Consider the following 21,833-nt stretch of genomic DNA (forward strand, 5'->3'; position numbering starts at 1 on the left):
TTCCGTTTTTCTATGCCAATTTTTTTTGCAGGTCGTTTGCCAATTTAAATACCATGATCCGCTCGCCAGTGCGGGTGCTGATATCCGTGTGAAAGCTGATCGTCTCTTCACCGGTCAGCTCCTTCATTATGCGGCTCAGTTGTTCTATACCCGATTCCACCAAACCGGAGCGGGTTCTTTTAATTGACAGCAGGCCTTCTTTTGTACTGCAAAGTTCGTATTCGGCGGGTGTCAAAATACCGTTCAGGGAAATGATGACCATATTTCTGAGAATGTCTGTTTTAACAGACACGGAGCCGCGGCCCAAATAGTCTTTTTCCCATTGGGTTAAGGTTTTGCTGATCTCCGCCTCCAGAGACCCCTTTGTCACTTTCTGTTTTTTCAATGTTATATCCTCCTGAAAAACGGTATATTTCTTTTCCTTATACATGAGTATAGGGAAAATGAAATATACCGTCCTATCAAAATGTTAATGTCATACATGGTAAAGGGTGCTTTTTCACGCGACCATAGGGATTATAGCCGAATGCTAAAGCTCTTTTGCATGAGATTACAATTATTGATTTTACGGAATTACTTTTTAAATATCATATCTTTTAAGATTTATGATGTCAATACCGTTCTTTTATGGATAAAAAAGAGGAATGCCGTCTTAGCAGACGAGCATTCCCTTGGCAACTGCATCGGCTTTTTCTTTGCCGTTCAGCAATTCGGCAAGCTTGAGGGCAAATGGAATCGTGGTCGCCGGGCCTCTGGAAGTAATGATGTTTCCATCTACGACAACATTTTCATTTGCAGTGACATCCGCTCCTGTTAAATGTTCTTCAACCCCGGGATAGCAGGTCGCTTTTTTCCCGCTGACAAGCCCCGTTTTTCCGAGCGTCATCGTTGCGGCGCAGATAGCGGCGACATATTTTCCTGCATCCGCCGCTTCTGTCAGCGTCTTGTGCAAAGCTTGGTGTTCCAGCATTTTTTTGCTGCCTACATTTCCGCCCGGAAGAATCAGCATATCCGCTTTTTGAAAATCAGCATCCTCAAACATGACGTCTGCCTCGACGACAATGTCATGCCCGCCTTTCACGCTGCGCGATGGATCAAGCGAGACGGTGACGGTCTCGACTTCAGCCCTCCGTAAAATATCAATCGTTGCTATCGCTTCGATTTCTTCAAATCCGCCGATTAAAAAAACATACGCTTTCTTCATGAAAAAACCTCCTTCGTCTCTACCGTTCATTCTAACTGCGGCAAAGACATTTCCGCAACTGATGAAGTAGACAAATTGAGACACCCGTCTCGTTTTGTCTCTTGTTTTGGAAGGATGTCCGTCTGAAAAGAGCTTCATGTTCGCGTCGGAGAGCTGGCACGATTTTTGCATCATAACGTGTGAGTAAAAAAAGACAGGAGGTTTTTTCATATGGAAGAGGCACTGACAAAGGAAAAGGCGGTATGGATGTATCAAAAAATGCTGGAAATCCGCTATTTCGAAGATCGGGTTCATCAGCTGTTTGCTAAAGGGATACTGCCGGGTTTTGTCCATCTTTACGCCGGGGAAGAAGCGGTCGCTGCGGGCGTCTGCGCCCATCTGAATGATGAAGACACCATCACGAGCACACATCGCGGCCATGGGCACTGCATTGCAAAAGGGTGCGACTTGAAAGGGATGATGGCCGAGATATACGGGAAATCTGCAGGACTTTGCAAAGGAAAAGGCGGATCGATGCATATCGCAGACTTTGACAAAGGGATGCTAGGCGCAAACGGAATCGTCGGCGGGGGATTTCCCTTGGCCTGCGGAGCTGCCCTCACTGCAAAGTATAAAAAGACTAAAAATGTAAGCGTTTGCTTTTTTGGCGACGGCGCCAACAACCAGGGGACGTTTCACGAAGGGATCAACCTTGCCGCCATCTGGAAGCTCCCTGTCATATTTGTCGCCGAAAACAACGGGTATGGCGAAGCGACGCCGTTTTCCTATGCGTCAAGCTGCGAGTCGATCGCAGATCGTGCGGCCGCCTACGGGATTCCGGGCATTCGCGTGGATGGAAAAGATGCAGCCGCGGTTTTCCAGGCTGCGGGCCGGGCGATAGAGCGTGCCAAAAACGGTGAAGGACCGACGCTTATTGAGTGTATGACATACCGGAACTACGGCCATTTTGAAGGAGATGCCCAGCGCTACAAAACAAATGACGAAAAAGCGGTGCATCAGGAAGAGAAAGATGCCATTGCCGTGTTCAAAAGCGAATTGCTGGCAAAAGGGCTGATGAGTGAAGAAGAGCAGTTACGGATTGAAAAAGAAGTTGAAGAAGTGGTCGAGGAAGCGGTTGCATTCAGCGAAAAAAGCGCTTATCCGGAAGAAACCGAACTGCTGACAGATGTATATGTATCCTATTAATTCATGAAGGGGGAAGGAAACATGACGAGGGAAATCAGCATGTCAGCCGCATTGAATGAAGCGATCAAACTTGCGATGAGAAAGGACGATCACGTCATTTTAATGGGGGAAGATGTCGCAGGAGGAGCGAATGTCGATCATCTGCAGGATGATGAAGCATGGGGCGGTGTGCTTGGCGTCACGAAAGGGATTGTTCAGGAATTTGGACGGGAGCGCGTCCTTGATACGCCGATCAGTGAAGCGGGGTACATCGGCGCAGCCATGGCGGCGGCTTCAACAGGTTTAAGGCCGATCGCGGAATTGATGTTTAACGATTTTATCGGCACGTGTCTGGACCAGGTGCTGAACCAGGGAGCGAAGTTCCGCTACATGTTTGGCGGAAAAGCGGAAGTTCCGATTACGATCCGGACGACCCACGGAGCCGGCTTTAGGGCAGCCGCCCAGCATTCGCAAAGCTTGTATGCCCTATTTACAAGCATTCCCGGCTTGAAAGTGATTGTGCCGTCGACCCCGTACGATGCGAAAGGCTTATTGCTCGCTGCGATTGAGGATCAGGACCCGGTTATCTTTTTTGAAGACAAAACGCTGTACAACATGACAGGCGATGTGCCGGAAGAATATTACACGCTTCCGATCGGAAAAGCCGATATCAAGCGGGAAGGCGCTGATGTAACGATTGTCGCAGTCGGTAAACAGGTTCATACGGCGCTTCAAGCGGCGGAACAGCTCTCACTGCGGGGAATCGAAGCCGAAGTCCTTGATCCGAGGAGTCTTTCACCGCTTGATGAGGAGGCCGTCCTTGCATCTGTTGAAAAAACAAACAGACTTGTGATCGTCGATGAAGCCAATCCGAGATGCAGCATCGCCGCGGATATCGCATCATTGGCGGCAGATAAAGGATTTGATTCGCTTGATGCACCGGTTAAAAAGGTAACGGCTCCACATACGCCGGTTCCATTTTCACCGCCTCTTGAAGACCTGTATTTGCCGACGCCGGAAAAAGTGGTGAACACCGTGCTGGAGATGCTCGGAGAAATCTCAACACATACGGTATAAAGATTGGAAAGGAGAGGAGAACATGGCTGTCGAGGTTGTCATGCCGAAATTGGGAATGGCGATGAAAGAAGGTACGGTTTCCGTCTGGAATAAAAAAGTCGGTGAAGCCGTTGAAAAAGGAGAAAGCATTGCCAGCATCAATTCCGAAAAAATCGAAATGGAAATCGAATCTCCGGCAAACGGAACCGTGTTGGACATCAAAGTGTCCGAAGGAGAGGGAGTGCCGCCGGGAACGGTCATCTGCCAGATCGGGAATGAAAACGAACAAACGCCGGAAAGTCAAACAAAACAGCCGGATTCCCCGAAAGAACGGATTAAAATTTCTCCGGCTGCACGCAAAATCGCGCAAAGCGCAAATATAGACATCAAAACGCTGAAAGGCACGGGGCCCGGAGGGAGAATTACGAAAGCGGATGTGCTGCAGGCGCTTCCCGACAGGCCGAACAAGCAGGCGGATAAGGCTGAAGATCGCCCGCCGGCAAGCCCGATGAGGAAAACGATTGCCGCAAGAATGACGGAAAGCCTGCAAAACAGCGCCCAGCTGACGATTACGATGAAGGCGGACATCACGAAATTAACAGCCCTGCAAAAACAGCTTAATGAAACAGCTCAATCCAGGTATGATACAAAGCTGACGATCACTGATTTTGCCGCCAGGGCAGCTGTTTTTTCGCTTTTGGATCATCCGGCTATGAACAGCGTTTATCAAGACGGAAGGCTTGCGACCTTTGAGCATGTTCATTTAGGAGTGGCGGCCGCTTTGGACGAAGGCCTGGCCGTTCCCGTCATCCGTCATGCCGAGCGGCTTCCGCTGATCGAACTGGCCAAGAAAATCAAATGGTACGCCAAAAAAGCGCGGGAAGGTAGGCTTCTGCACGACGAAATAGAAGGATCGACATTTACGATTACAAATCTCGGCGCATATGGTGTCGAGCACTTTACACCGATCTTAAATCCGCCAGAAACCGGGATACTTGGAATCGGCCAAATGTATTCGGCCCCCGTCTATCAAGACGGAGAACTGACAAAGGGCGCCATTCTGCCGCTCAGTCTGACTTTTGATCACCGCGCGCTTGATGGTGCGCCTGCTGCAGCATTCCTTTCAGATGTAAAAAAATATTTGGAAGATCCTGCATCGATTCTTTTATAGAGAGAAGGTGGATAGACTGTGACACTCGCGATTATAGGAGGGGGACCTGCGGGTTACGTGGCGGCGATAACAGCCGCCAAGAATAGCAGAGAAGTCATCCTGATTGAAGATGGCCCCCTCGGAGGGACGTGTTTAAATGAAGGGTGCATACCGACAAAAGCGCTTCTTGAGAGCGCCGATATGTTCGAGAAAGTAAAGTCCGCCGGCGCATTCGGCATCGGGCTGGCAGGCGAAAGCCCGACGGTTCAGTGGGAGGCCGTCCAAAGCCGTAAAAGAGAGATCATTCAGCGGCTCGCCGGGGGTATTAAATATTTGATGAATAAAAACAAAATCAAGGTGCTGCAAGGAAAAGCATCGTTCTTGTCGGAACACGACATACTTGTTGAAAAGGACGGAAAACAGGAGGTCATCAATGCCGGGCATGTGATTATAGCGGCAGGAGCGGAACCTGCCGCACTGCCTTTTGCGTCTTTTGACGGGAGCTGGATCATCGACAGCGGAGATGCCATGTCATTGCCATCCATTCCTGAAACAATTTTTATTATCGGCGGAGGAATCATCGGTTGTGAATTTGCCAGTATATACAGCAGGTTGGGAGCGAACGTAGTGATAGCCGAGCAAGCGGAACAGATTTTGCCTGAGGAAGATCCGGATATTGCCGCCTTTCTGCACACAAGTCTCGAAGAGTCCGGCGTCCGTGTTTTCACATCTGTACAAGTGGAGCGTCTTGATCCTGCGCGGCAGCGCGTCTTTCTGAAAAATGGCGATGACAGCTTTAATATTCAAGCGGATCGATGTCTGGTCGCCGTCGGCCGAAAACCGAGAACTGCTGATTTGAAGCTTGAGCATATCGGAGTCCGATATGACAGGAAAGGGATTCAAGTCAACCAGCATATGCAGACAAACATTCCGCATATTTATGCGTGCGGGGATATCACAGGCGGAGTTCAGCTAGCGCATGCCGCCTTTCACGAAGGAATCGTCGCCGCATCCCATGCCTCGGGCAAAGACATGAAGGTCAACAGTGAAATCATTCCGCGCTGCATCTATACCTCGCCTGAGATCGCAAGCGTCGGCTTAAATGAAAAAAAGGCGAGGGAGCGCTACGGGGATGTTCGTATCGGTGAGTTTCCGTTTTCTTCAAACGGAAAAGCACTTATTTTAAATGAGGCTGCCGGAAAGGTCAAAATCATCACAGAGCCGGAGTATCAGGAAATTGTCGGGGTTTCGATCGTGGGTCCGGGAGCAACCGAACTGATCGGCCAGGCAGCCGTGATGATGCACGCTGAGCTGACGGCAGACGCAATGGAGCACTTCATCGCGGCCCATCCGACTCTTTCGGAAACGATTCACGAAGCTTTGCTGCAAGTCGCAGGCCAGGCGGTTCATTGCTGAATAATGGAAAACTTCGCACAGCAGGTAAGTGCGGAGTTTTTTTTATCGATATTGAAAGCGCTTTTATAATATAATGAGGAAAAAGCATTAGGAGAGGATGGAATGAATCCGACGCCCTGCTATTTAAATACGTGGAAACGTTTTGTTCAGGAGGGGCTCCTTGACCAGGCCCGCTTGAACAAAAGAGTCATGGAATCATGGTACCGCTGCAAAAGCCGAAATGTAAATCCGTATTTAGATAAAGGACAGTCAATTTTAAAAAAGGATTTATTCAACGCTCAAAAAAAGAAACATTCGTTATTCCTCGATATCGCCCTGCCTTATTTACACAATATCAGCCGTGAATTAAAAGAGTCGGAAATGATGGCGCTCTTGATCGATGCCGACGGGTACGTATTGAGTTTGGCCGGATGCCTGAGGACGCTTGAAGAGGCGAAAAAAATCAATTTTGTTGAGGGGGTGCGCTGGACGGAAACAGAAGTCGGCACGAACGCCATCGGAACCGCACTTGAAATCGGCGAAGCTGTCACCATTCACGGGACCGAGCATTTTTCGGTGGCATCCCATCATTGGAGCTGTTCTGCTGCACCGATTCGCGATGATGACGGCACCGTTATGGGTTTGATTGATATTTCCTGTCTCACGGATAGAAGGCATCCCTTTATGCTTGGGATGGCTGCTACTGCCGCACACGCCATCGAGCGCGAGGTCAGCGTACACAAGAAAAAAAACGAAGCCGAGCTCATCAGCCATTGTCTTGAAAAAATCGATTCGGATCAGCCGTTTATCGTCTGCAATGAAAAAGACAAAATCGTAGCTGCGAGCAGATCGGTGCGGGAACGTTTTTCCGACTGGAGGAAAATGGATGTCAATGATCTGTATGAGCGCGGGTTTGCCGGCGTGCACAAGCAGCCGATTTTCTCCGCAAAAGACGGGAGGCCCCTCGGAAAGTCGATGGCACTGGCTGAAGTCTCCCGCAAAAAAACAGCTCCATCACTCGCATCCCGTTTCATCTATCCAGGAGAAACAGGAACAAGCCGGGCGTTTCAGCAGGCGCTTAACGACATGAGGCTTGCGGCTCAGACGGATGCGAATGTATACATATGGGGGGAGACAGGCTCCGGAAAGGAACTTGCCGCAAGGGCCATTCATCAGGCAAGCGCCCGGAGAAACGGGCCTTTTATCGCCGTCAACTGCGGCGCCATTCCTGAAAGCCTGATGGAGAGCGAATTGTTCGGCTATGCCGAAGGTGCATTTACAGGAGCAAAGCGCCGCGGTTCAAAAGGGAAGTTTGAACAGGCTCACCGCGGTACGATTTTTCTCGATGAAATCGGTGAGATCCCTTATCAGATGCAAGTGGCGCTCTTAAGGATCATCGAAGAGCGGAAGGTCACTCCGATCGGCGGAACCCGTGAAGTTCCCCTCGACATCAGAATCATCACAGCAACACACCGTGATCTGAAAGATCTTCTCCAAAAAGGAAAGATACGTGAAGATCTGTATTACCGCCTTCATGTTTATCCGGTAAAAGTACCGCCGCTCAGAGAGCGCAAAGAGGACATACCTGATTTGTTCCGCCACTATCAGCAGCAACACGGGTGGAAGGCCGATTTTCCGCCGATTTTTTTCAATCGGCTTCAAGAATATCACTGGCCGGGAAACGTCCGTGAGCTCTTTAATACGTTTGAAAGGCTCAGGGTTTTATTTCCGGACGGCGGGCTGATCGCCCCGTTCCAATACAGCGCGGTGCTGGACGGACTCCATTGGAAAAGCGGCGCTGCTTCTGAAGAAGACCGGCTCACATTCAGAGAACGTGTTCAAAAACAAACGATGATGGAAGCTTTGCAAAAAACGAAAGGAAATGTGTCCGAAGCGGCTAAGCAGGCCGGAATTCCAAGAAGCACATTTTACAAGCGGCTTCGAAAGTATAACCTTTAACCTCTCGGCGCCCAAAGCATGACGCTGACACCGGCTAAACAGATCACGGCCCCGGCCCAATCATAGAGGTCGGGGGTTTTTTTGTCCACCAGCCAACCCCAAAGCACAGCCAGAATAATAAATACGCCCCCGTACGCGGCATAGACGCGCCCGAACGATGGAAACGCCTGAAAAGCCGGGATTATGCCGTAAATGATTAAAGTCAGCCCTCCGGCTACCCCGTACCACAGCGGTTTGGCTTCCCTCAGCCACAGCCATACGAGATAGCCCCCGCCGATTTCAGCCAAGCCCGCCAGCAAAAATAAACCGATTGCGATCAGCATCAACAACACACTCCAATTCAGTGAATTGCCTTTATTCTACACGACATAAAACGGCCGGGAAAGTTCCCGTTTTTCGGGAAAATAAACAGAACGCGAGTATAGGAACTGTCTTTCCCGAACCTGTTGGAACGGCTCCTTCAGCATGATATAAGTAAATTGTAAACGCTTATAAGGGGGCTTTAAAAATGGATAAAACGTATTCGATTGTCATTGCAGGCGGAGGAAGCACATTTACCCCGGGGATTGTATTGATGCTCTTGGACAATTTGGATGATTTCCCGATCCGACAGCTGAAATTGTATGACAATGATGGGGAGCGGCAAGACAAGATAGCCGGCGCCTGTGAAGTGTTGGTTCGAGAAAGGGCTCCGCACATTCAATTTTTAGCGACAACCGATCCGGAAGAGGCGTTTTCCGATGTTGATTTTGTCATGGCTCATATCAGAGTGGGCAAATATGCGATGCGCGAGCTCGATGAAAAGATCCCTCTGAAATACGGAGTCGTCGGCCAGGAGACGTGCGGACCCGGAGGGATTGCGTACGGAATGAGGTCGATTGGCGGCGTCCTTGAGCTCATTGATTATATGGAAACTTATTCACCTGATGCGTGGATGCTGAACTATTCAAACCCGGCTGCAATCGTTGCCGAAGCGACGAGAAGGCTGCGGCCGACATCAAAAGTGCTGAACATTTGCGATATGCCGATCGGTATCGAAGACAGGATGGCTCAAATTCTCGGGCTGTCATCACGAAAAGAGATGGTCGTCCGTTATTACGGTCTTAATCATTTTGGCTGGTGGACGTCAATTTGTGATAAAAACGGCAATGATCTGATGCCGGCGATTAAGGAGCACGTCGGGAAGTTCGGCTATATTCCTGAACACGAACATGAAAAGGCTGAGGCCAGCTGGAACGACACGTTCAAAAAAGCGAGGGAAGTATATGAACTCGATCCTGAGACGCTTCCAAATACGTATTTGCAATATTATTTTTATCCCGATGACATGGTGAAAAAATCAAACCCTGAATTCACGCGGGCGAACGAAGTAATGGAAGGGCGGGAAAAATTCATTTTCGGCGAGTGTGAAAAAATCGCAAAAGCCCAATCCAGCGCCGGCAGCAAAATCAAAATTGATGATCATGCTTCATATATTGTCGACCTTGCGCGCGCCCTTGCTTTTAATACCGGTGAACGGATGCTGTTAATTGTTGAAAATAACGGAGCGATCCAAAACTTCGATTCATCGGCGATGGTTGAGGTGCCTTGCATTGTCGGCAAAAACGGTCCGGAGCCGATCACAATCGGCAAGATACCGCAGTTCCAAAAAGGGCTGATGGAACAGCAGGTGTCTGTTGAAAAGCTTGTCGTTGAAGCCTGGATTGAAAAATCGTATCAAAAGCTTTGGCAGGCTCTGATTTTGTCGCGCACCGTGCCGAATGCAAGAACAGCTAAACTGATTCTCGATGATCTGATTGAAGCGAACAAAGCATATTGGCCGGAGCTCTCCGCGGAACATCTTCAGCCGTCGCTTTAAGGATGAAAGCGCCTGGGCTCCTGAGCCATACCGGCCAGCCCAGGCATATCTCCCATTTATTCTCGTATTTTATATAATAGAGACAGAGAATAAATGGGGTGAAAATGATGCAGTTGGAAGAATTAATGAACAAGCATTATAAAAAATTGAACGAAAACGACTTTCATGTTTTGAAATATATTTTGAACCATCAAGACACTTGCTACAAGCTGGGCATCAACGAATTAGCAAAGAAATGCAACGTATCCCGCACATCGATTTTAAGGCTTTCTCAAAAATTGGATTTCAGCGGGTACAGCGAGTTCAGGGTGTTTCTGAAATGGGAGGCCGAGAAACGGGAAGAAGAGCGGGAAGATTGCCGTTCCTTTGAAAGCCTCATGAGGGATATGGAAGCAAGCATGAAGTATTTGAAAAATACGGATTTGCGCAAGATGTGTCAGCTCATTGACGAAGCAGACCGCATTTTTGTCTATGGTTCAGGTACGGCTCAGACCACGTGCGCTTATGAGCTGCAGCGAATGTTTGTTTCTCAGCACCGTTATTTGACGGTGATCAAAGATCAAATCGATTTCGACCTCATGTTTCCTGATTTTAGCCCGGCCGATCTGATCATCATCATTTCGCTGTCAGGAGAAACCCCGTCGCTGATTCCGCAGGCACAGTCTCTGTCGGCAAAAGGCATTCCTTTTATCTCTTTGACTAATTTGAAAAATAATCTGCTCGCCCAGCTCACGCCTTACAATCTCTATGCGCCGAGCCAGACGGTGACGGTTTATCCAAAAACGGAGCTGACAGCTTTTGCGCCCTTTTTTCTCGTTGGGGAAGCGCTGTTTCGCAGCTATGTCGACTATGCTGAAGAAAAGAAAAATCAGGAATAACAGGGGGGATTCGCATTGATGCAAAAAGTACAGCGATTCGGAAGCGCCATGTTTGTGCCGGTTTTGCTATTTGCCTTTGCCGGGATCGTCGTGGGCCTCAGCACATTATTTAAAAATGAGCAGCTGATGGGAGCGCTTGCCCGTCAGGACACCTTTTGGTATCAATTCTGGTATATCCTTGAAGAAGGCGGCTGGACTGTCTTCAGGCAAATGCCGCTGCTGTTTGCGGTCGGAATTCCGATCGCACTGGCGAAAAAAGCGCAGGCGAGGGCATGTTTGGAAGCGCTTACTACCTATCTGACCTTCAATTATTTTGTCAGCGCCATTTTGACAGTATGGGGCGATTTTTTCGGTGTTGATATGACACAGGAAGCCGGAGGAACAAGCGGACTTGCGGAAATCGCCGGCATCAAAACCCTTGATACGAACATTATCGGGGCGATTCTGATTTCATCGATTGTCGTTTATATCCACAATCGCTACTTTGATAAGAAGCTGCCCGATTTTTTAGGAATATTTCAAGGCTCTTCATTTGTCGTTATCATTTCATTTGCGATCATGCTTCCGGTAGCGCTTGCGACCGCGTGGATTTGGCCGATGGTGCAGGGCGGCATTGCGTCGCTGCAAAGCTTCCTTGTCGCCTCAGGAGCATTCGGTGTATGGGTTTACACATTTTTGGAAAGAATTTTGATCCCTACAGGCCTGCATCACTTCATCTACACGCCATTTGTTTTCGGCCCGGCCGTAGTTGAAGGCGGAATTGTCACCTATTGGGCGCAGCATCTCAGCGAGTTCTCGGCAAGCTCTGAGCCGTTGAAAGAGCTCTTTCCTCAAGGCGGATTCGCGCTCCACGGAAACTCTAAAATCTTCGGAATTCTGGGGATCGCGCTCGCGATCTATGTAACAGCCAAAAAAGAAAAGAAGAAAATCGTTGCCGGTCTGCTGATTCCGATCACGCTGACAGCGGTGATTGCGGGGATCACGGAGCCGATCGAATTTACGTTTTTGTTCATTTCGCCGCTGCTGTTTTTCGTACACAGTCTCTTGGCCGCGACGATGGCAACCTTGATGTATGCTGCAGGGGTTGTCGGAAATATGGGCGGCGGTTTAATCGAGATTTTAACGCTCAACTGGATCCCTCTGTTTCATCAGCATGGCAGCACTTATATTTTTCAAATTTTGATCGGCTTGTCTTTCACCGCCATTTACTTCTTCGTATTCAGGTTCTTGATTGTAAAATTGGATATCGCCACACCGGGGCGTGAAAAAGACCAGCAGCAGGAGACCAAATTTTATTCGAAAAAAGAATACAAGGCGAAAAAAGAGTCCGAAAAAGAGGTTTCTGCTGCGCAGGAAATGGATGAAACCGATCAGGCGGTTCTTTGCATCAAAGCGCTCGGCGGAAAAGAAAACATAGCTGAAGTGACGAATTGTGCGACAAGACTGAGAGTCAGCGTGTATGATGAATCGAAAGTGGAGCCGGACAGTACGTTTAAGTCATTTGGCGTTCACGGTGTCGTCAGAAACGGAAAAGCCTTGCAAATTATCATCGGTCTTTCGGTTCCGCAAGTCCGTGAAAGGGTTGAGAAGCTGCTGGATCAATCATAATTGTGCCGGGGAAAATAGCATCTCCTGAAACGACAAATGCAAGTTGCGGAGACTTGCATGTACGATTGGGGGATGCTCTTTTGATGCAGAGACAAGCTAACGCTTCACAGGTTATCCGCATTAGCTCGCTGCATGCCAATTCCCGTTTATTATCTTTTTTTGCAGTTCAGCACGTAAATTTCATTCTTCAGCTGTTCAGATGTTTTAATGACGACTTTTTCGCTGCCCTGAAAATCCAATATGCCGTCGTATCTTTCGATGACTTCGTCAATATGTTTGAAGTGGCGGACATGGGCGCGAGAATCATAGTTAGGCACAGAAATCACCATATCGCTCCCTTGAGGAAGACTTGATAAAAACGCCTTGTCTTTCTCGATATGCTCTAATACTTCCAGCAAAACAAAAACATTGTATTTTTGCAGCATCCGGACGATCGCCTCGTCATATACATTCCCTTCGATGAAAGTAAACGAGGGATTATACCTTTTGGCTTCTTCAAGCATTCCTTTGGAAAAATCGATGCCTAAATATTTTCTGTATCCTTTGTCATATAAAAGCTTTGCGAATCTCCCTGTGCCGCAGCCAATATCAACAATCGTTTCATCTTTGGACTCCGGCAATAGACGTGCAGCTTCTTCATACACCTTTTTCCAAGGGCTTTTTTCAAGCGGAATCAGATGTCGGTCAATAAATTGATCATAAAACTCAGCGGGCATTTCCGTTCCCATGTTTTTCACCTCGAAATCTTTTAAATCATCAGTAATAGAAATATATGTCCGAAAAGAAAATGCGTGCGGGAACAATCCCGCCGGATAAGAAAAATGGATCCATTCATCACCGTTTCCGCTGCTCCAAAAAATCTATTATCGCGTCTGCTATTTCTTGTGCGCGCGCATGATAGGTATGCCGCGAATGAACGAGACGGTAGCCGTTGTCTGTGATACGCTGCCTTTCTTTTTCGTTTTGAAGATAGTATTTTGCTTTATCATAAAAGTCTTCAACTTCACAAGCAATGAAATGGGTGCCGTCTTTAAAACCAAGATCGTAAATATCTTGATTTGGTTCCGCCAGCAACAACGTTCTGCAGGCAGGAGCTTCAAAAAATTTCAACAACGGATAGCGAAGGGTGCTTCCGCACGTGAAAAATATCTTGGCCCTGTTCAGTTCCTGGGCATACTTTTCATTCAAAAAAGCCTGCTTGATTTCTTCTTCATCAGTTATGACATTGCCGGGATGGGGGTGGTGAACAAACCCTTCTTCATGCTTCATGGTCTGCAGTACAGCTTCCCTAAAAAGGTATTTTCCTTTTGGGGGGTATCTTTTGTTTCCTTCATGCACGAGCCCCATGAGCAAATAGTCTATCGTTTTTTTCAACTTCCAGTCCTTGAATATTTCTGGATCAACTGCCCATGGAACCCATCTGAATTTTTCTTCATACTGGGGATATTCATTTAAAAAATGCTCTTTTGTCACTGAAAAAATTAAATCAATTTGGTTTTCTTCGAAATAGCTGCTTCTGATCTGTTGATTAAAATGAGAATCGATCACAAACGCGCCGGTGGGGATGTTTGTATCCTTGAGCCCCCTTATGTTTGGGGATAATGAGAAGCCGTAGGCAATGTCGTAGTGGAAAATGAAATCAGGGCGAAATTGGATTTTGTCCAAAATATCCGGAAGATAGCCGTCTGTATGCCAGTACATGACTTCGGCAAACTCCTCCAGAGATTTCATCATTTTATACTTTACTTCATGTTTGGGCATGGTCTTCCAAAACGTTTTAATCAGAACTAATATTTTCAAGCATCTCCGCATTTCTTTCTCCTCTCAGGAAGTAATCTTTCCCTATTTAATATATGAGGATTAAAAATTGATGTTCAGGCAAGCATGAAAAAGGCGGGGATCTGAAAAATATGCGGAATAAAACGGCAAAACAAAAAGGCGATGCACCTGAGATGCACGCCTTTTTTAATGATTTTCCCGTTCATTGGCGCCGTCCGGATCGATCCATTCCTGCGACCATTTTTCCATTCCTTTAAGGACCGATTCGAGCGCCTGTCCTTTTTCAGTCAGGGAGTATTCGATCCGCACCGGAGTTTCTGGATACACGTGCCGATGGATGATGCCTTCGTGTTCGAGTTCTTTTAATCTTTCGGATAACAGCCTTCCGCTGATGGGAAGGGAAGATTCTATATGGCAAAACCGCTGCGGGCCGTTAAGAAGCTGGTGAATGATGAATCCATTCCAGCGCTGACTTATCATTTTCATTCCTTTTTCGAATTTCGGACATAAAGATGATAGGCTCATATTTCTCACCTCTCTAGGTCTATTATAACGGTATATCAATGAATGAGCAAAGCTCATAAAATGTCTTGACGTAAGTTTCTTATTTATATATACTAACTTACACAAAGTAAGTAACGAACGAAAAAAGGAGGACACTGCAGACTTCTTATGCGGATGATATGTTGATAGATGGATAAAGTTGGTGTACGTCATTGGTCTTTCAAATAAAAAATAAACTAGAGGAGAAAATAATGAACAACAAATACGAATTAGGTGCATTTATTTTACGTTTGGTTACAGGTCTTACATTTTTGCTTCACGGTCTTTCAAAATTTCAAGGCGGGATTGAAAATACTGTAGGATTTTTCAGCAGTGTCGGAATTCCGGGCTTTCTCGCCTATATCGTAGCGATTATCGAATTGGCCGGAGGGGCTTTAATGATTCTCGGACTCGGTACGCGTGTGATTGGCCTTTTATTTGCGATTGTCATGCTGGGGGCCATTTTCACTGTTAAGCTATCCGCCGGATTCATGGGAACGGATGGAGGCGCAGGCTATGAATTTGATGTAGCGCTTCTTGCAATGTCTATATACTTGGGCTTGAGCGGAAGCCGCATGCTGTCTCTTGATGGTTTATTCCGTTCCAAAGGGCAGGAGAAACCAAGGAAAGAAGGAAAAACAGATGACGCAGCAAATCCACCCGGGCACTGAGCTCGGATATGTGAAGCTGAAGGTGAGCCGTCTTGAAAGATCGGTTTCTTTTTACAGGGATGTGATCGGTTTTCAAGTATTAAAACGTGACGGAAAAACGGCGGAGTTCACAGTTGACGGGAAAAATCCGCTTCTGATTATTGAGGAAATTCCAAATGCTGTTGTGCTGCCTGAAAGATCGGCAGCAGGCCTTTATCATTTTGCCATTTTGCTTCCAAATCGCAAGCAGCTCGGCATGGCTGTGAAGCATTTGCTCCGCTCCGGCATTGAACTCGGCCAGGGAGATCACCTTGTCAGCGAGGCGCTTTACTTGTCAGATCCTGATCAAAACGGAATTGAAATCTACCGGGACCGCCCGCGCGAGGGCTGGAAGCGTGATGAACAGGGGAACTACGTAATGGGTACGGAGCCGGTTGATGTCCAAGGTCTTCTTGAAGAAGCCGATGGTCAAGAATGGCAAGGTCTTCCCCCTGAAACAAAAATCGGACACGTCCATTTTCATGTCAAGGATTTAAAGCTGGCGAAAGAATTTTACCACTCTGTGCTGGGATTTGATATTACAGGAGATTATCAACACATGTCAGCGCTTTTCGTCTCTGCCGGAGGCTACCATCACCATATCGGCTTAAACATCTGGGCCGGACAACATGCGCCATTTGCTCCACTTAATGCGGCAGGCATGGCATATTACACGGTTCTTCTCTCGAGTCAGGCGGAACTGGACCGCATCGTGAAAAATCTGAAAAGCTCAGGTTATGCCGTTGAGCATCAAGAAAACGCATGGTTTGTTAAAGACCCGGCTTCAGGCATTGATATCAGGTTGACTGCTTGAAAAGGCGAAACTTTAGTTTCGCCTTTTTTTTATGCCATTCAATCAAAGGACAACAATAGCAAAGAATGAGAATAAACAGACATTAATAACAAAGATTCAGGGGCGGCAGCTGTGCTAACATGAATTTAAAAAATTGAAAATGAAACAGGGGTGAAGGTTGATGGCAAAAAGCCTGACTGGCAAGGCGAAACATCCGCCTGTCTGGAATCCGAATGTTGACGGCGGGCGGTTTTGCAATCCCGTTCTTTTCATGGACTACTCAGATCCCGATGTCGTTCGGAAAGGCAGCGACTTTTTTATGGCGGCCTCGAGTTTTTCCTGTTTTCCCGGAATTCCCGTTTTGCACTCGACAGATTTGGTGAATTGGTCTTTGATCAGCCATGTGTTTGACGAGCTCCCCTTCGGCGAATACGAGGCCCCTGCTCACGGCAAAGGAGCATGGGCGCCGAGCATTCGGTACCATAACGGGGAATTCCTGGTGTATTTCGCTACGCCTGATGAGGGAATCTTTATGAGCAAAACATCAGATCCGTTTAAAGGATGGGAGCCTCTCATACACGTCAAAAAGACAAAGGGCTGGATTGATCCTTGTCCATTTTGGGATGACGACGGAAATGCCTATTTGATCCACGCCTATGCCAACAGCAGAATCGGAATCAAGAGCAAGCTGAATCTCTGCCGAATGAAAAAAGACGGAACGGCATTGGAAGACGATGGCGAGATCGTCTTTGACGGTACGCTGAACCACCCTACCATTGAAGGGCCGAAACTGTATAAAAAAGACGGCTATTATTATATCTTTGCCCCGGCCGGAGGGGTGAAGACAGGCTGGCAGACGGTTTTGCGGAGCAAGCAGATTTACGGTCCCTATAAAGATAAGGTTGTCCTCCACCAAGGAAATACAGCGATTAACGGTCCGCACCAGGGAGGCTGGATTGAGCTTGATTCCGAAGAATCATGGTTTATCCACTTTCAAGATCGCGGAGCATTCGGCAGAGTAGTGCACCTTCAACCTGTCCGCTGGATCGACGGCTGGCCGTTGATGGGCGAAGACATAGACGGCGACGGGATCGGCGAACCGGTTTTGCAATGGGAAAAGCCGAAGACAAACGCCAAAGAAGTGAAACAGCCCTTTGACCATGCCAATGATGATTTTTCTTCAGATCGCCTTGCGCTTCATTGGCAATGGGAAGCGAATCCGAAGCAAGACTGGTACTCTCTCAGCGCCAGTCCCGGCCGGCTTCGCTTGTACAGCCGCGGCATCCCGCATCCGTTCAAACTGAGCCGTCTGCCGAACCTTCTGATGCAGAAATTTTCGGGCCCAAGCTTTACAGCAACGGTCAAATTGTCGCTAAACGCCTTCTCGGACACTATGCTGGCCGGCTTGGCTGTAATGGGAGGGGAATACGCCTATCTCGGCTTTTCGAAATCGGAAAACGGCTATCGGCTTTCTGTATACAAAGGCCGTATGGAAGGTGAACAGAAAGATGTCAAAACAGAAGAGTACGGTGTACAGGCGGAAACGGTCTATTTGCGCGTGACTGTTGATGAACAGGCGGTGTGCCGTTTCAGCTACAGCATGGATCAGCGTCATTTCACACAGATTGGGGATTCGTTTCAGGCTGTTCCCGGGCGATGGACGGGTGCCAAGGCAGGTGTATATTGCACGGATACCGGAGAAGCAGACGGACAGGATGGCTGGTGCGATATCGATTGGTTCAGGGTCGAACCGGCAGGAGGCGAATGTCATGAATGGTGAACACACATATACGAACCCGGTGTTGACCGGTTTTCACCCAGATCCTTCAATTATCAGAGTCGGGGAAGATTTTTACATGGTGAACTCAACATTTCAGTATTTCCCGGCAATCGTTATTTCCCACTCTAAAGATTTAGTCCATTGGAAGATCATCGGCCACGGAATTACGGAGAATGACGGATTGGGTCTGTCTGATATCAATGATTCACACGGCATTTGGGCGCCCGATATCTCGTATCATGACGGAACCTTCTACATTTTCGCGACACACAGGCTGAACGGACCGACCGTCATCAACGGACGAGAGCTGATCCGCAGGCAGATCATGATCAAGTCCAGCCGTCCTGAAGGCCCTTATTCAAAGCCCGTTTTCATTGATGAAGGAAGCGGCATCGATCCGTCTCACTTTGTTGATGACGACGGGAAACACTATATGCTGCTCAGTCCTGCTTGCACGCTCTTTCCTTTAAATGACGAGTGCACAGAAGTTTCCGGCGAGCCGGTTCAGATTTGGGAAGGGACCGGCAGAAGGGCGCCTGAAGGGCCGCATGTGCTGAAAAAAGACGGGTATTACTATGCGATATTGGCGGAAGGAGGCACCGGATATTCCCACTCGATCACGACAGCCCGCTCGACGCATTTGTACGGTCCTTATGAGCCCTGCCCGTATAACCCGATATTAACGCAGACAGACCCGGATGCTCCGATTCAAAGAGCGGGGCACGGCAAGCTCGTTGAAACCCAGAATGGAGAATGGTGGGCGGTGTATCTATGCGGGCGGCCCAATGAGGGAAACTATACAACGGTTGGCAGAGAGACCGCTTTGGATCCCGTCGAATGGAAGGATGACGGCTGGTTTGTCATCAACGGCTTGAACGGCCCGAGTCTGATCCAGCGCGCTCCCAACCTTCCTCCGGTCAAATGGGATGAAAAGACTTTCGACGATTTTGACGATGATACGCTCGGTCTTGACTGGCAGTTTGTCAGAAATCCCGACCATTCAGGCTGGTCTTTGACCGAAAGACCGGGATATCTCAGGCTATGGACAGGTGATTGGGATTTACACGACATCCGCGCAAAAAATACGGTCGTCAGAAGGGAAAAGCACCACCAATACAGCGCCGGCGTGAAACTCGACTTTTCACCTGCGGCGTCCGGCGAGCAAGCGGGGATCGTCTGCTACTACAGCACGCATAATTATTTGAAATGCTGTCTGACCTATCAAGAAGGATTAAAGATCAAGGTCATGGAAAATCGCTCCGGCTTCCAAAAAACGCTTGGGGAAAAACATGCCGAAGCCGGCCCGCTGTATTTAAAAGCCGTCATCAATAAGCAAAAGAGGGATTTTTACTACAGTTATGAAGGGAAGCATTGGCATCACGCAGGCGGTACTTATGATGCCCGTTTCTTAAGCGATGAGGGGTCGCGTGACGCAAAAGGACATACGGGAACGATGGTGGGGGTATTCGCCAATAATGGCGGAAGCGGCAGAAAGGCCGTCGCTGATTTTGACTGGTTCCGTTATGCCGCATATTAAATGTCTCTGCTTTTTTTCCTGTATTGAAGCGGCGGGATGCCGACGATTTCTTTAAATACTTTATTAAAGTGGCTGATATGCTTAAAACCGGTATCCGCGGCGATGTCCAATATTTTCTCGTCTGTATCACGAAGCCGTTTTTTCGCTTCTCGGATTCTGATATGCCGGATATACTCCTGAAGATGAAAGCCGGTCACTTTTTTAAACACTCTGCTTAAATATGATGGGCTGATATAAAATTGTCCGGCCAGCCCGTTTAATGTCATCGTTTCTTGAAAGCTGCCATTGATATATGAAGCGATTTCCGAGATTTTTTCATCCATCGGGTGAAGCGGCCGTGTTTGATTGCGTCCGCCGCCCGCAAGGCTCCGGTAAATGGTAAAAAGCAGCTGAAACAGCAGCGCCCTCACGACATCTTCGTGTCCTTCTTTTTTCAGCTTGCACTCCTTCTTCATCTCCATCAACAGATGTTCGACTGCCGCCTGTTCGCGGAGGGAAAATGCGATGAAATTTTGATGTTCCGGAAACGGAAGCAGCCGATAATGGCTGCACTCAAGCAATGGTTCAATGAAATTGTGCGAGAAATTAATCAGGATGCGTTCGAACTCTTGAACTTCCGTGCTTGACGTTCGGTGGAGGTCGTGGGGGTTGATGATGATCATCGAGCCTTTTTCCGCGGTATAGACGCTTTGGTTAATAAAATACGTGCGTTCTCCGCTGAGCAGATAATACAGTTCATAGCCTTCATGAACATGCGGCGCGTTCATCTCGGTAAATCCTTTTCTCTGCATATATTGAATCGAAAAAGAATGCTCGGCTATGAAATATTTAGGATGGAGCATGTCGGGCATTCCTCCTTGAAAACGTTTTCTTATCAAGCGGGAGGGATCATATGAAAAAGTTATGTTGCCTGATCTTGATCTTGGTTTTTTCAGCGGGCTGCACGCAGCAAAAGGCGTCAACGGAAGAGGGCGGGGCGCTTGAAATCGATTGGCTCGTACCGCTCCACACGCCGCAGCCTCCGAAGGAGAAGGCGCTTGATATCATTGAAGACAAAACGAATACAAAGCTGAAGCTCATTTGGGTTCAGGATTCAACAAAAGAAGAGCGGATCAATACAACGCTTGCTGGCGGAAGCATGCCTAAAGTGATGACATTGCCTGATCTTGAAGATTCAGCGGTTGTCAGCGCGCTGCGTTCGGGAATGTTCTGGGAAATCGGTCCGTATTTAAAAGACTATCCGAATTTAAGAACGCTTGATAAAACCATTTTAAAAAATATCTCGGTTGATGGCAAAGTTTACGGGATTTATAGAGAAAGGCCGATGGCCAGACAGGGAGTCGTGATTCGGAAAGATTGGCTCGACAATCTCGGCTTGGAAATGCCGGAAACCGTTGATGACCTTTATAAAATAGCAAAAGCGTTCACAGAACAGGACCCCGATCAAAACGGAAAAGACGATACGATCGGTCTTGCCGACCGCACTGATCTCACCTTCGGAGCGTTTAAAACCTTGGCTTCGTACTTTGGCGCACCGAATGAATGGGGGACCGACAAAGACGAAAATCTGTTTCCTTATTTTAAGCATGAGGCCTATAAAGACACAATGGCATATATGAAAAAGTTTTATGAAGAAGGCCTGATGAACCGGGACTTCGCGGTGACAAGCAAAACGCAGCAGCAGGATTTAGTGATTCAGGGAAAAGCGGGAATCTACATCGGCGCAATGAGCGATGCCATGAACTTGCGTGATCAGGGACTCGCTTTGAATCCCGAATTTCAGCTTGAGATCGCAAACCGGATCAAAGGCCCCGACGGCAAGGAGCGCACATGGGCGCTCGGCGGTCATGGCGGGATGTTCGCCATTTCGAAATCAAGCGTCAAGACTGAAGAAGAGGTCAAAAAAATTCTCGCATTTTTTGACAGAATCGCTGAAGAAGACCTCAACAATTTAATGCTGTATGGAATAGAAGGCGTACACTATGAAAAGAAAGGCGACAGCGGCTATTTTCGAAAACAGGAATACTACCATCTGTGGGAAGCGGAAATTCAGCCGTTAAACCAGCTGATCGGCATCAATAAACAAGCTTTAAAAAGCGCTGAAGATCCACTGCGCGCCAAAAATGAAAAGCTTGAGGAGGACAACCGGGCAATCGCAGTCCAGAATCCGGCCGAACCGCTGTATTCCGCCGCACAGATGGACAGGGGAACAGAATTGAAGAAAATCATCGATGACGCCACATTCAAATTTATTCTCGGGGAAATCAATGAAAAAAGCTTTGACAAGGCAATCGTAAAATGGGAGAAGCATGGCGGCGGAACGATTATGAAAGAGCTGAATGAAGATCTGAAAAAGGCAAACTAAACAGAAAAACCCTTTCCGTTTTTTCAAAAGGAAAGGGTTTTTCATCATATTTGCTCCAAGTTCATTTTCTTTAAA

At 47.9% G+C, this 21,833-nt stretch carries 20 protein-coding genes; 13 read left to right on the plus strand and 7 right to left on the minus strand.

All coding sequences use genetic code 11. The features are described from left to right. Window positions 1-10 precede the first annotated feature (10 nt). Both MHB72_RS04445 and MHB72_RS04450 read right to left on the minus strand, forming a co-directional pair. Window positions 11-385 (minus strand): DUF2294 domain-containing protein, encoded by a 375-nt coding sequence (locus tag MHB72_RS04445; protein WP_016886253.1) that lies wholly within the window; start codon window positions 383-385, stop codon window positions 11-13. Window positions 386-652: 267 nt separating this feature from the next. Next, entirely contained in the window at window positions 653-1,204 is a 552-nt protein-coding gene (locus tag MHB72_RS04450; protein WP_016886252.1) for a DJ-1 family glyoxalase III, read from the minus strand. 210 nt (window positions 1,205-1,414) lie between these two features. Between MHB72_RS04450 and MHB72_RS04455 the strand changes: the two genes are divergently transcribed. The 5 genes from MHB72_RS04455 to MHB72_RS04475 all read left to right on the plus strand — a co-directional run bounded on the left by MHB72_RS04455 (window position 1,415) and on the right by MHB72_RS04475 (window position 7,928). After that, entirely contained in the window at window positions 1,415-2,389 is a 975-nt protein-coding gene (locus tag MHB72_RS04455) for a thiamine pyrophosphate-dependent dehydrogenase E1 component subunit alpha (RefSeq protein WP_216922027.1), read from the plus strand. Window positions 2,390-2,410: 21 nt separating this feature from the next. Then, window positions 2,411-3,445: an alpha-ketoacid dehydrogenase subunit beta gene (locus MHB72_RS04460; RefSeq protein ID WP_216922030.1), complete on the plus strand. Its 1,035-nt coding sequence runs from the start codon at window positions 2,411-2,413 to the stop codon at window positions 3,443-3,445. A gap of 22 nt (window positions 3,446-3,467) precedes the next feature. Beyond that, on the plus strand, window positions 3,468-4,595 hold the full coding sequence (locus MHB72_RS04465; protein ID WP_079289350.1) for a dihydrolipoamide acetyltransferase family protein: 1,128 nt from the start codon (window positions 3,468-3,470) through the stop codon (window positions 4,593-4,595). Between the two features lie 18 nt (window positions 4,596-4,613). Next, on the plus strand, window positions 4,614-5,990 hold the full coding sequence (lpdA, locus tag MHB72_RS04470; protein WP_216922033.1) for a dihydrolipoyl dehydrogenase: 1,377 nt from the start codon (window positions 4,614-4,616) through the stop codon (window positions 5,988-5,990). Between the two features lie 102 nt (window positions 5,991-6,092). Beyond that, window positions 6,093-7,928: a sigma-54-dependent Fis family transcriptional regulator gene (locus MHB72_RS04475; protein WP_216922036.1), complete on the plus strand. Its 1,836-nt coding sequence runs from the start codon at window positions 6,093-6,095 to the stop codon at window positions 7,926-7,928. Here MHB72_RS04475 and MHB72_RS04480 read toward each other — a convergent pair. After that, window positions 7,925-8,254 carry a YnfA family protein gene (locus MHB72_RS04480; RefSeq protein ID WP_161513128.1) on the minus strand — a complete coding sequence of 110 codons (330 nt, stop codon included), beginning with the start codon at window positions 8,252-8,254 and terminating at the stop codon, window positions 7,925-7,927. The two genes, MHB72_RS04475 and MHB72_RS04480, sit on opposite strands and share 4 nt — an antisense overlap. 182 nt (window positions 8,255-8,436) lie before the next feature. Between MHB72_RS04480 and glvA the strand changes: the two genes are divergently transcribed. The 3 genes from glvA to MHB72_RS04495 all read left to right on the plus strand — a co-directional run bounded on the left by glvA (window position 8,437) and on the right by MHB72_RS04495 (window position 12,272). Next, window positions 8,437-9,786, plus strand: a complete 1,350-nt coding sequence (gene glvA / locus MHB72_RS04485) for a maltose-6'-phosphate glucosidase (protein ID WP_020450600.1) — start codon at window positions 8,437-8,439, stop codon at window positions 9,784-9,786. Window positions 9,787-9,893: 107 nt separating this feature from the next. Then, the gene (locus MHB72_RS04490; RefSeq protein ID WP_065644606.1) at window positions 9,894-10,664 is read left to right on the plus strand and encodes a MurR/RpiR family transcriptional regulator; all 771 of its coding nucleotides are present in this window, start codon (window positions 9,894-9,896) and stop codon (window positions 10,662-10,664) included. Between the two features lie 15 nt (window positions 10,665-10,679). Further along, entirely contained in the window at window positions 10,680-12,272 is a 1,593-nt protein-coding gene (locus MHB72_RS04495) for an alpha-glucoside-specific PTS transporter subunit IIBC (RefSeq protein ID WP_025810194.1), read from the plus strand. Window positions 12,273-12,421: 149 nt separating this feature from the next. On the opposite strand, the gene MHB72_RS04500 is transcribed toward MHB72_RS04495, so the two are convergent. The 3 genes from MHB72_RS04500 to MHB72_RS04510 form a co-directional block, all read right to left on the minus strand. Continuing rightward, window positions 12,422-13,000 (minus strand): class I SAM-dependent methyltransferase, encoded by a 579-nt coding sequence (locus tag MHB72_RS04500; protein ID WP_026580631.1) that lies wholly within the window; start codon window positions 12,998-13,000, stop codon window positions 12,422-12,424. 106 nt (window positions 13,001-13,106) lie between these two features. Further along, window positions 13,107-14,084, minus strand: a complete 978-nt coding sequence (locus tag MHB72_RS04505; RefSeq protein ID WP_023855896.1) for a glycosyltransferase family protein — start codon at window positions 14,082-14,084, stop codon at window positions 13,107-13,109. A 153-nt stretch (window positions 14,085-14,237) separates the two neighbouring features. Further along, window positions 14,238-14,576, minus strand: coding sequence for a winged helix-turn-helix transcriptional regulator (locus MHB72_RS04510; RefSeq protein ID WP_020450605.1), 339 nt, complete (start codon window positions 14,574-14,576; stop codon window positions 14,238-14,240). A 230-nt stretch (window positions 14,577-14,806) separates the two neighbouring features. Between MHB72_RS04510 and MHB72_RS04515 the strand changes: the two genes are divergently transcribed. The 4 genes from MHB72_RS04515 (at window position 14,807) to MHB72_RS04530 (ending at window position 19,393) form a co-directional block, all read left to right on the plus strand. Next, window positions 14,807-15,265 (plus strand): DoxX family protein, encoded by a 459-nt coding sequence (locus MHB72_RS04515; RefSeq protein WP_048350624.1) that lies wholly within the window; start codon window positions 14,807-14,809, stop codon window positions 15,263-15,265. Further along, entirely contained in the window at window positions 15,237-16,097 is an 861-nt protein-coding gene (locus MHB72_RS04520) for a VOC family protein (RefSeq protein ID WP_216922039.1), read from the plus strand. Before MHB72_RS04515 ends, MHB72_RS04520 begins: the two co-directional genes overlap by 29 nt. A 160-nt stretch (window positions 16,098-16,257) precedes the next feature. Further along, entirely contained in the window at window positions 16,258-17,856 is a 1,599-nt protein-coding gene (locus MHB72_RS04525; RefSeq protein WP_216922042.1) for a glycoside hydrolase family 43 protein, read from the plus strand. Continuing rightward, the gene (locus tag MHB72_RS04530; protein ID WP_340901746.1) at window positions 17,846-19,393 is read left to right on the plus strand and encodes a glycoside hydrolase family 43 protein; all 1,548 of its coding nucleotides are present in this window, start codon (window positions 17,846-17,848) and stop codon (window positions 19,391-19,393) included. The genes MHB72_RS04525 and MHB72_RS04530 overlap by 11 nt, the downstream gene beginning before the upstream one ends. Here MHB72_RS04530 and MHB72_RS04535 read toward each other — a convergent pair. Further along, on the minus strand, window positions 19,390-20,235 hold the full coding sequence (locus MHB72_RS04535) for a helix-turn-helix transcriptional regulator (RefSeq protein ID WP_020450610.1): 846 nt from the start codon (window positions 20,233-20,235) through the stop codon (window positions 19,390-19,392). The two genes, MHB72_RS04530 and MHB72_RS04535, sit on opposite strands and share 4 nt — an antisense overlap. Window positions 20,236-20,285: 50 nt before the next feature. Between MHB72_RS04535 and MHB72_RS04540 the strand changes: the two genes are divergently transcribed. Further along, window positions 20,286-21,758 (plus strand): extracellular solute-binding protein, encoded by a 1,473-nt coding sequence (locus tag MHB72_RS04540; RefSeq protein WP_216922047.1) that lies wholly within the window; start codon window positions 20,286-20,288, stop codon window positions 21,756-21,758. Window positions 21,759-21,833 lie beyond the last annotated feature (75 nt).

Source organism: Bacillus sp. FSL K6-1284 (assembly GCF_038002625.1).
In the GTDB taxonomy this organism is placed as follows: Bacteria; Bacillota; Bacilli; order Bacillales; family Bacillaceae; genus Bacillus; species Bacillus paralicheniformis.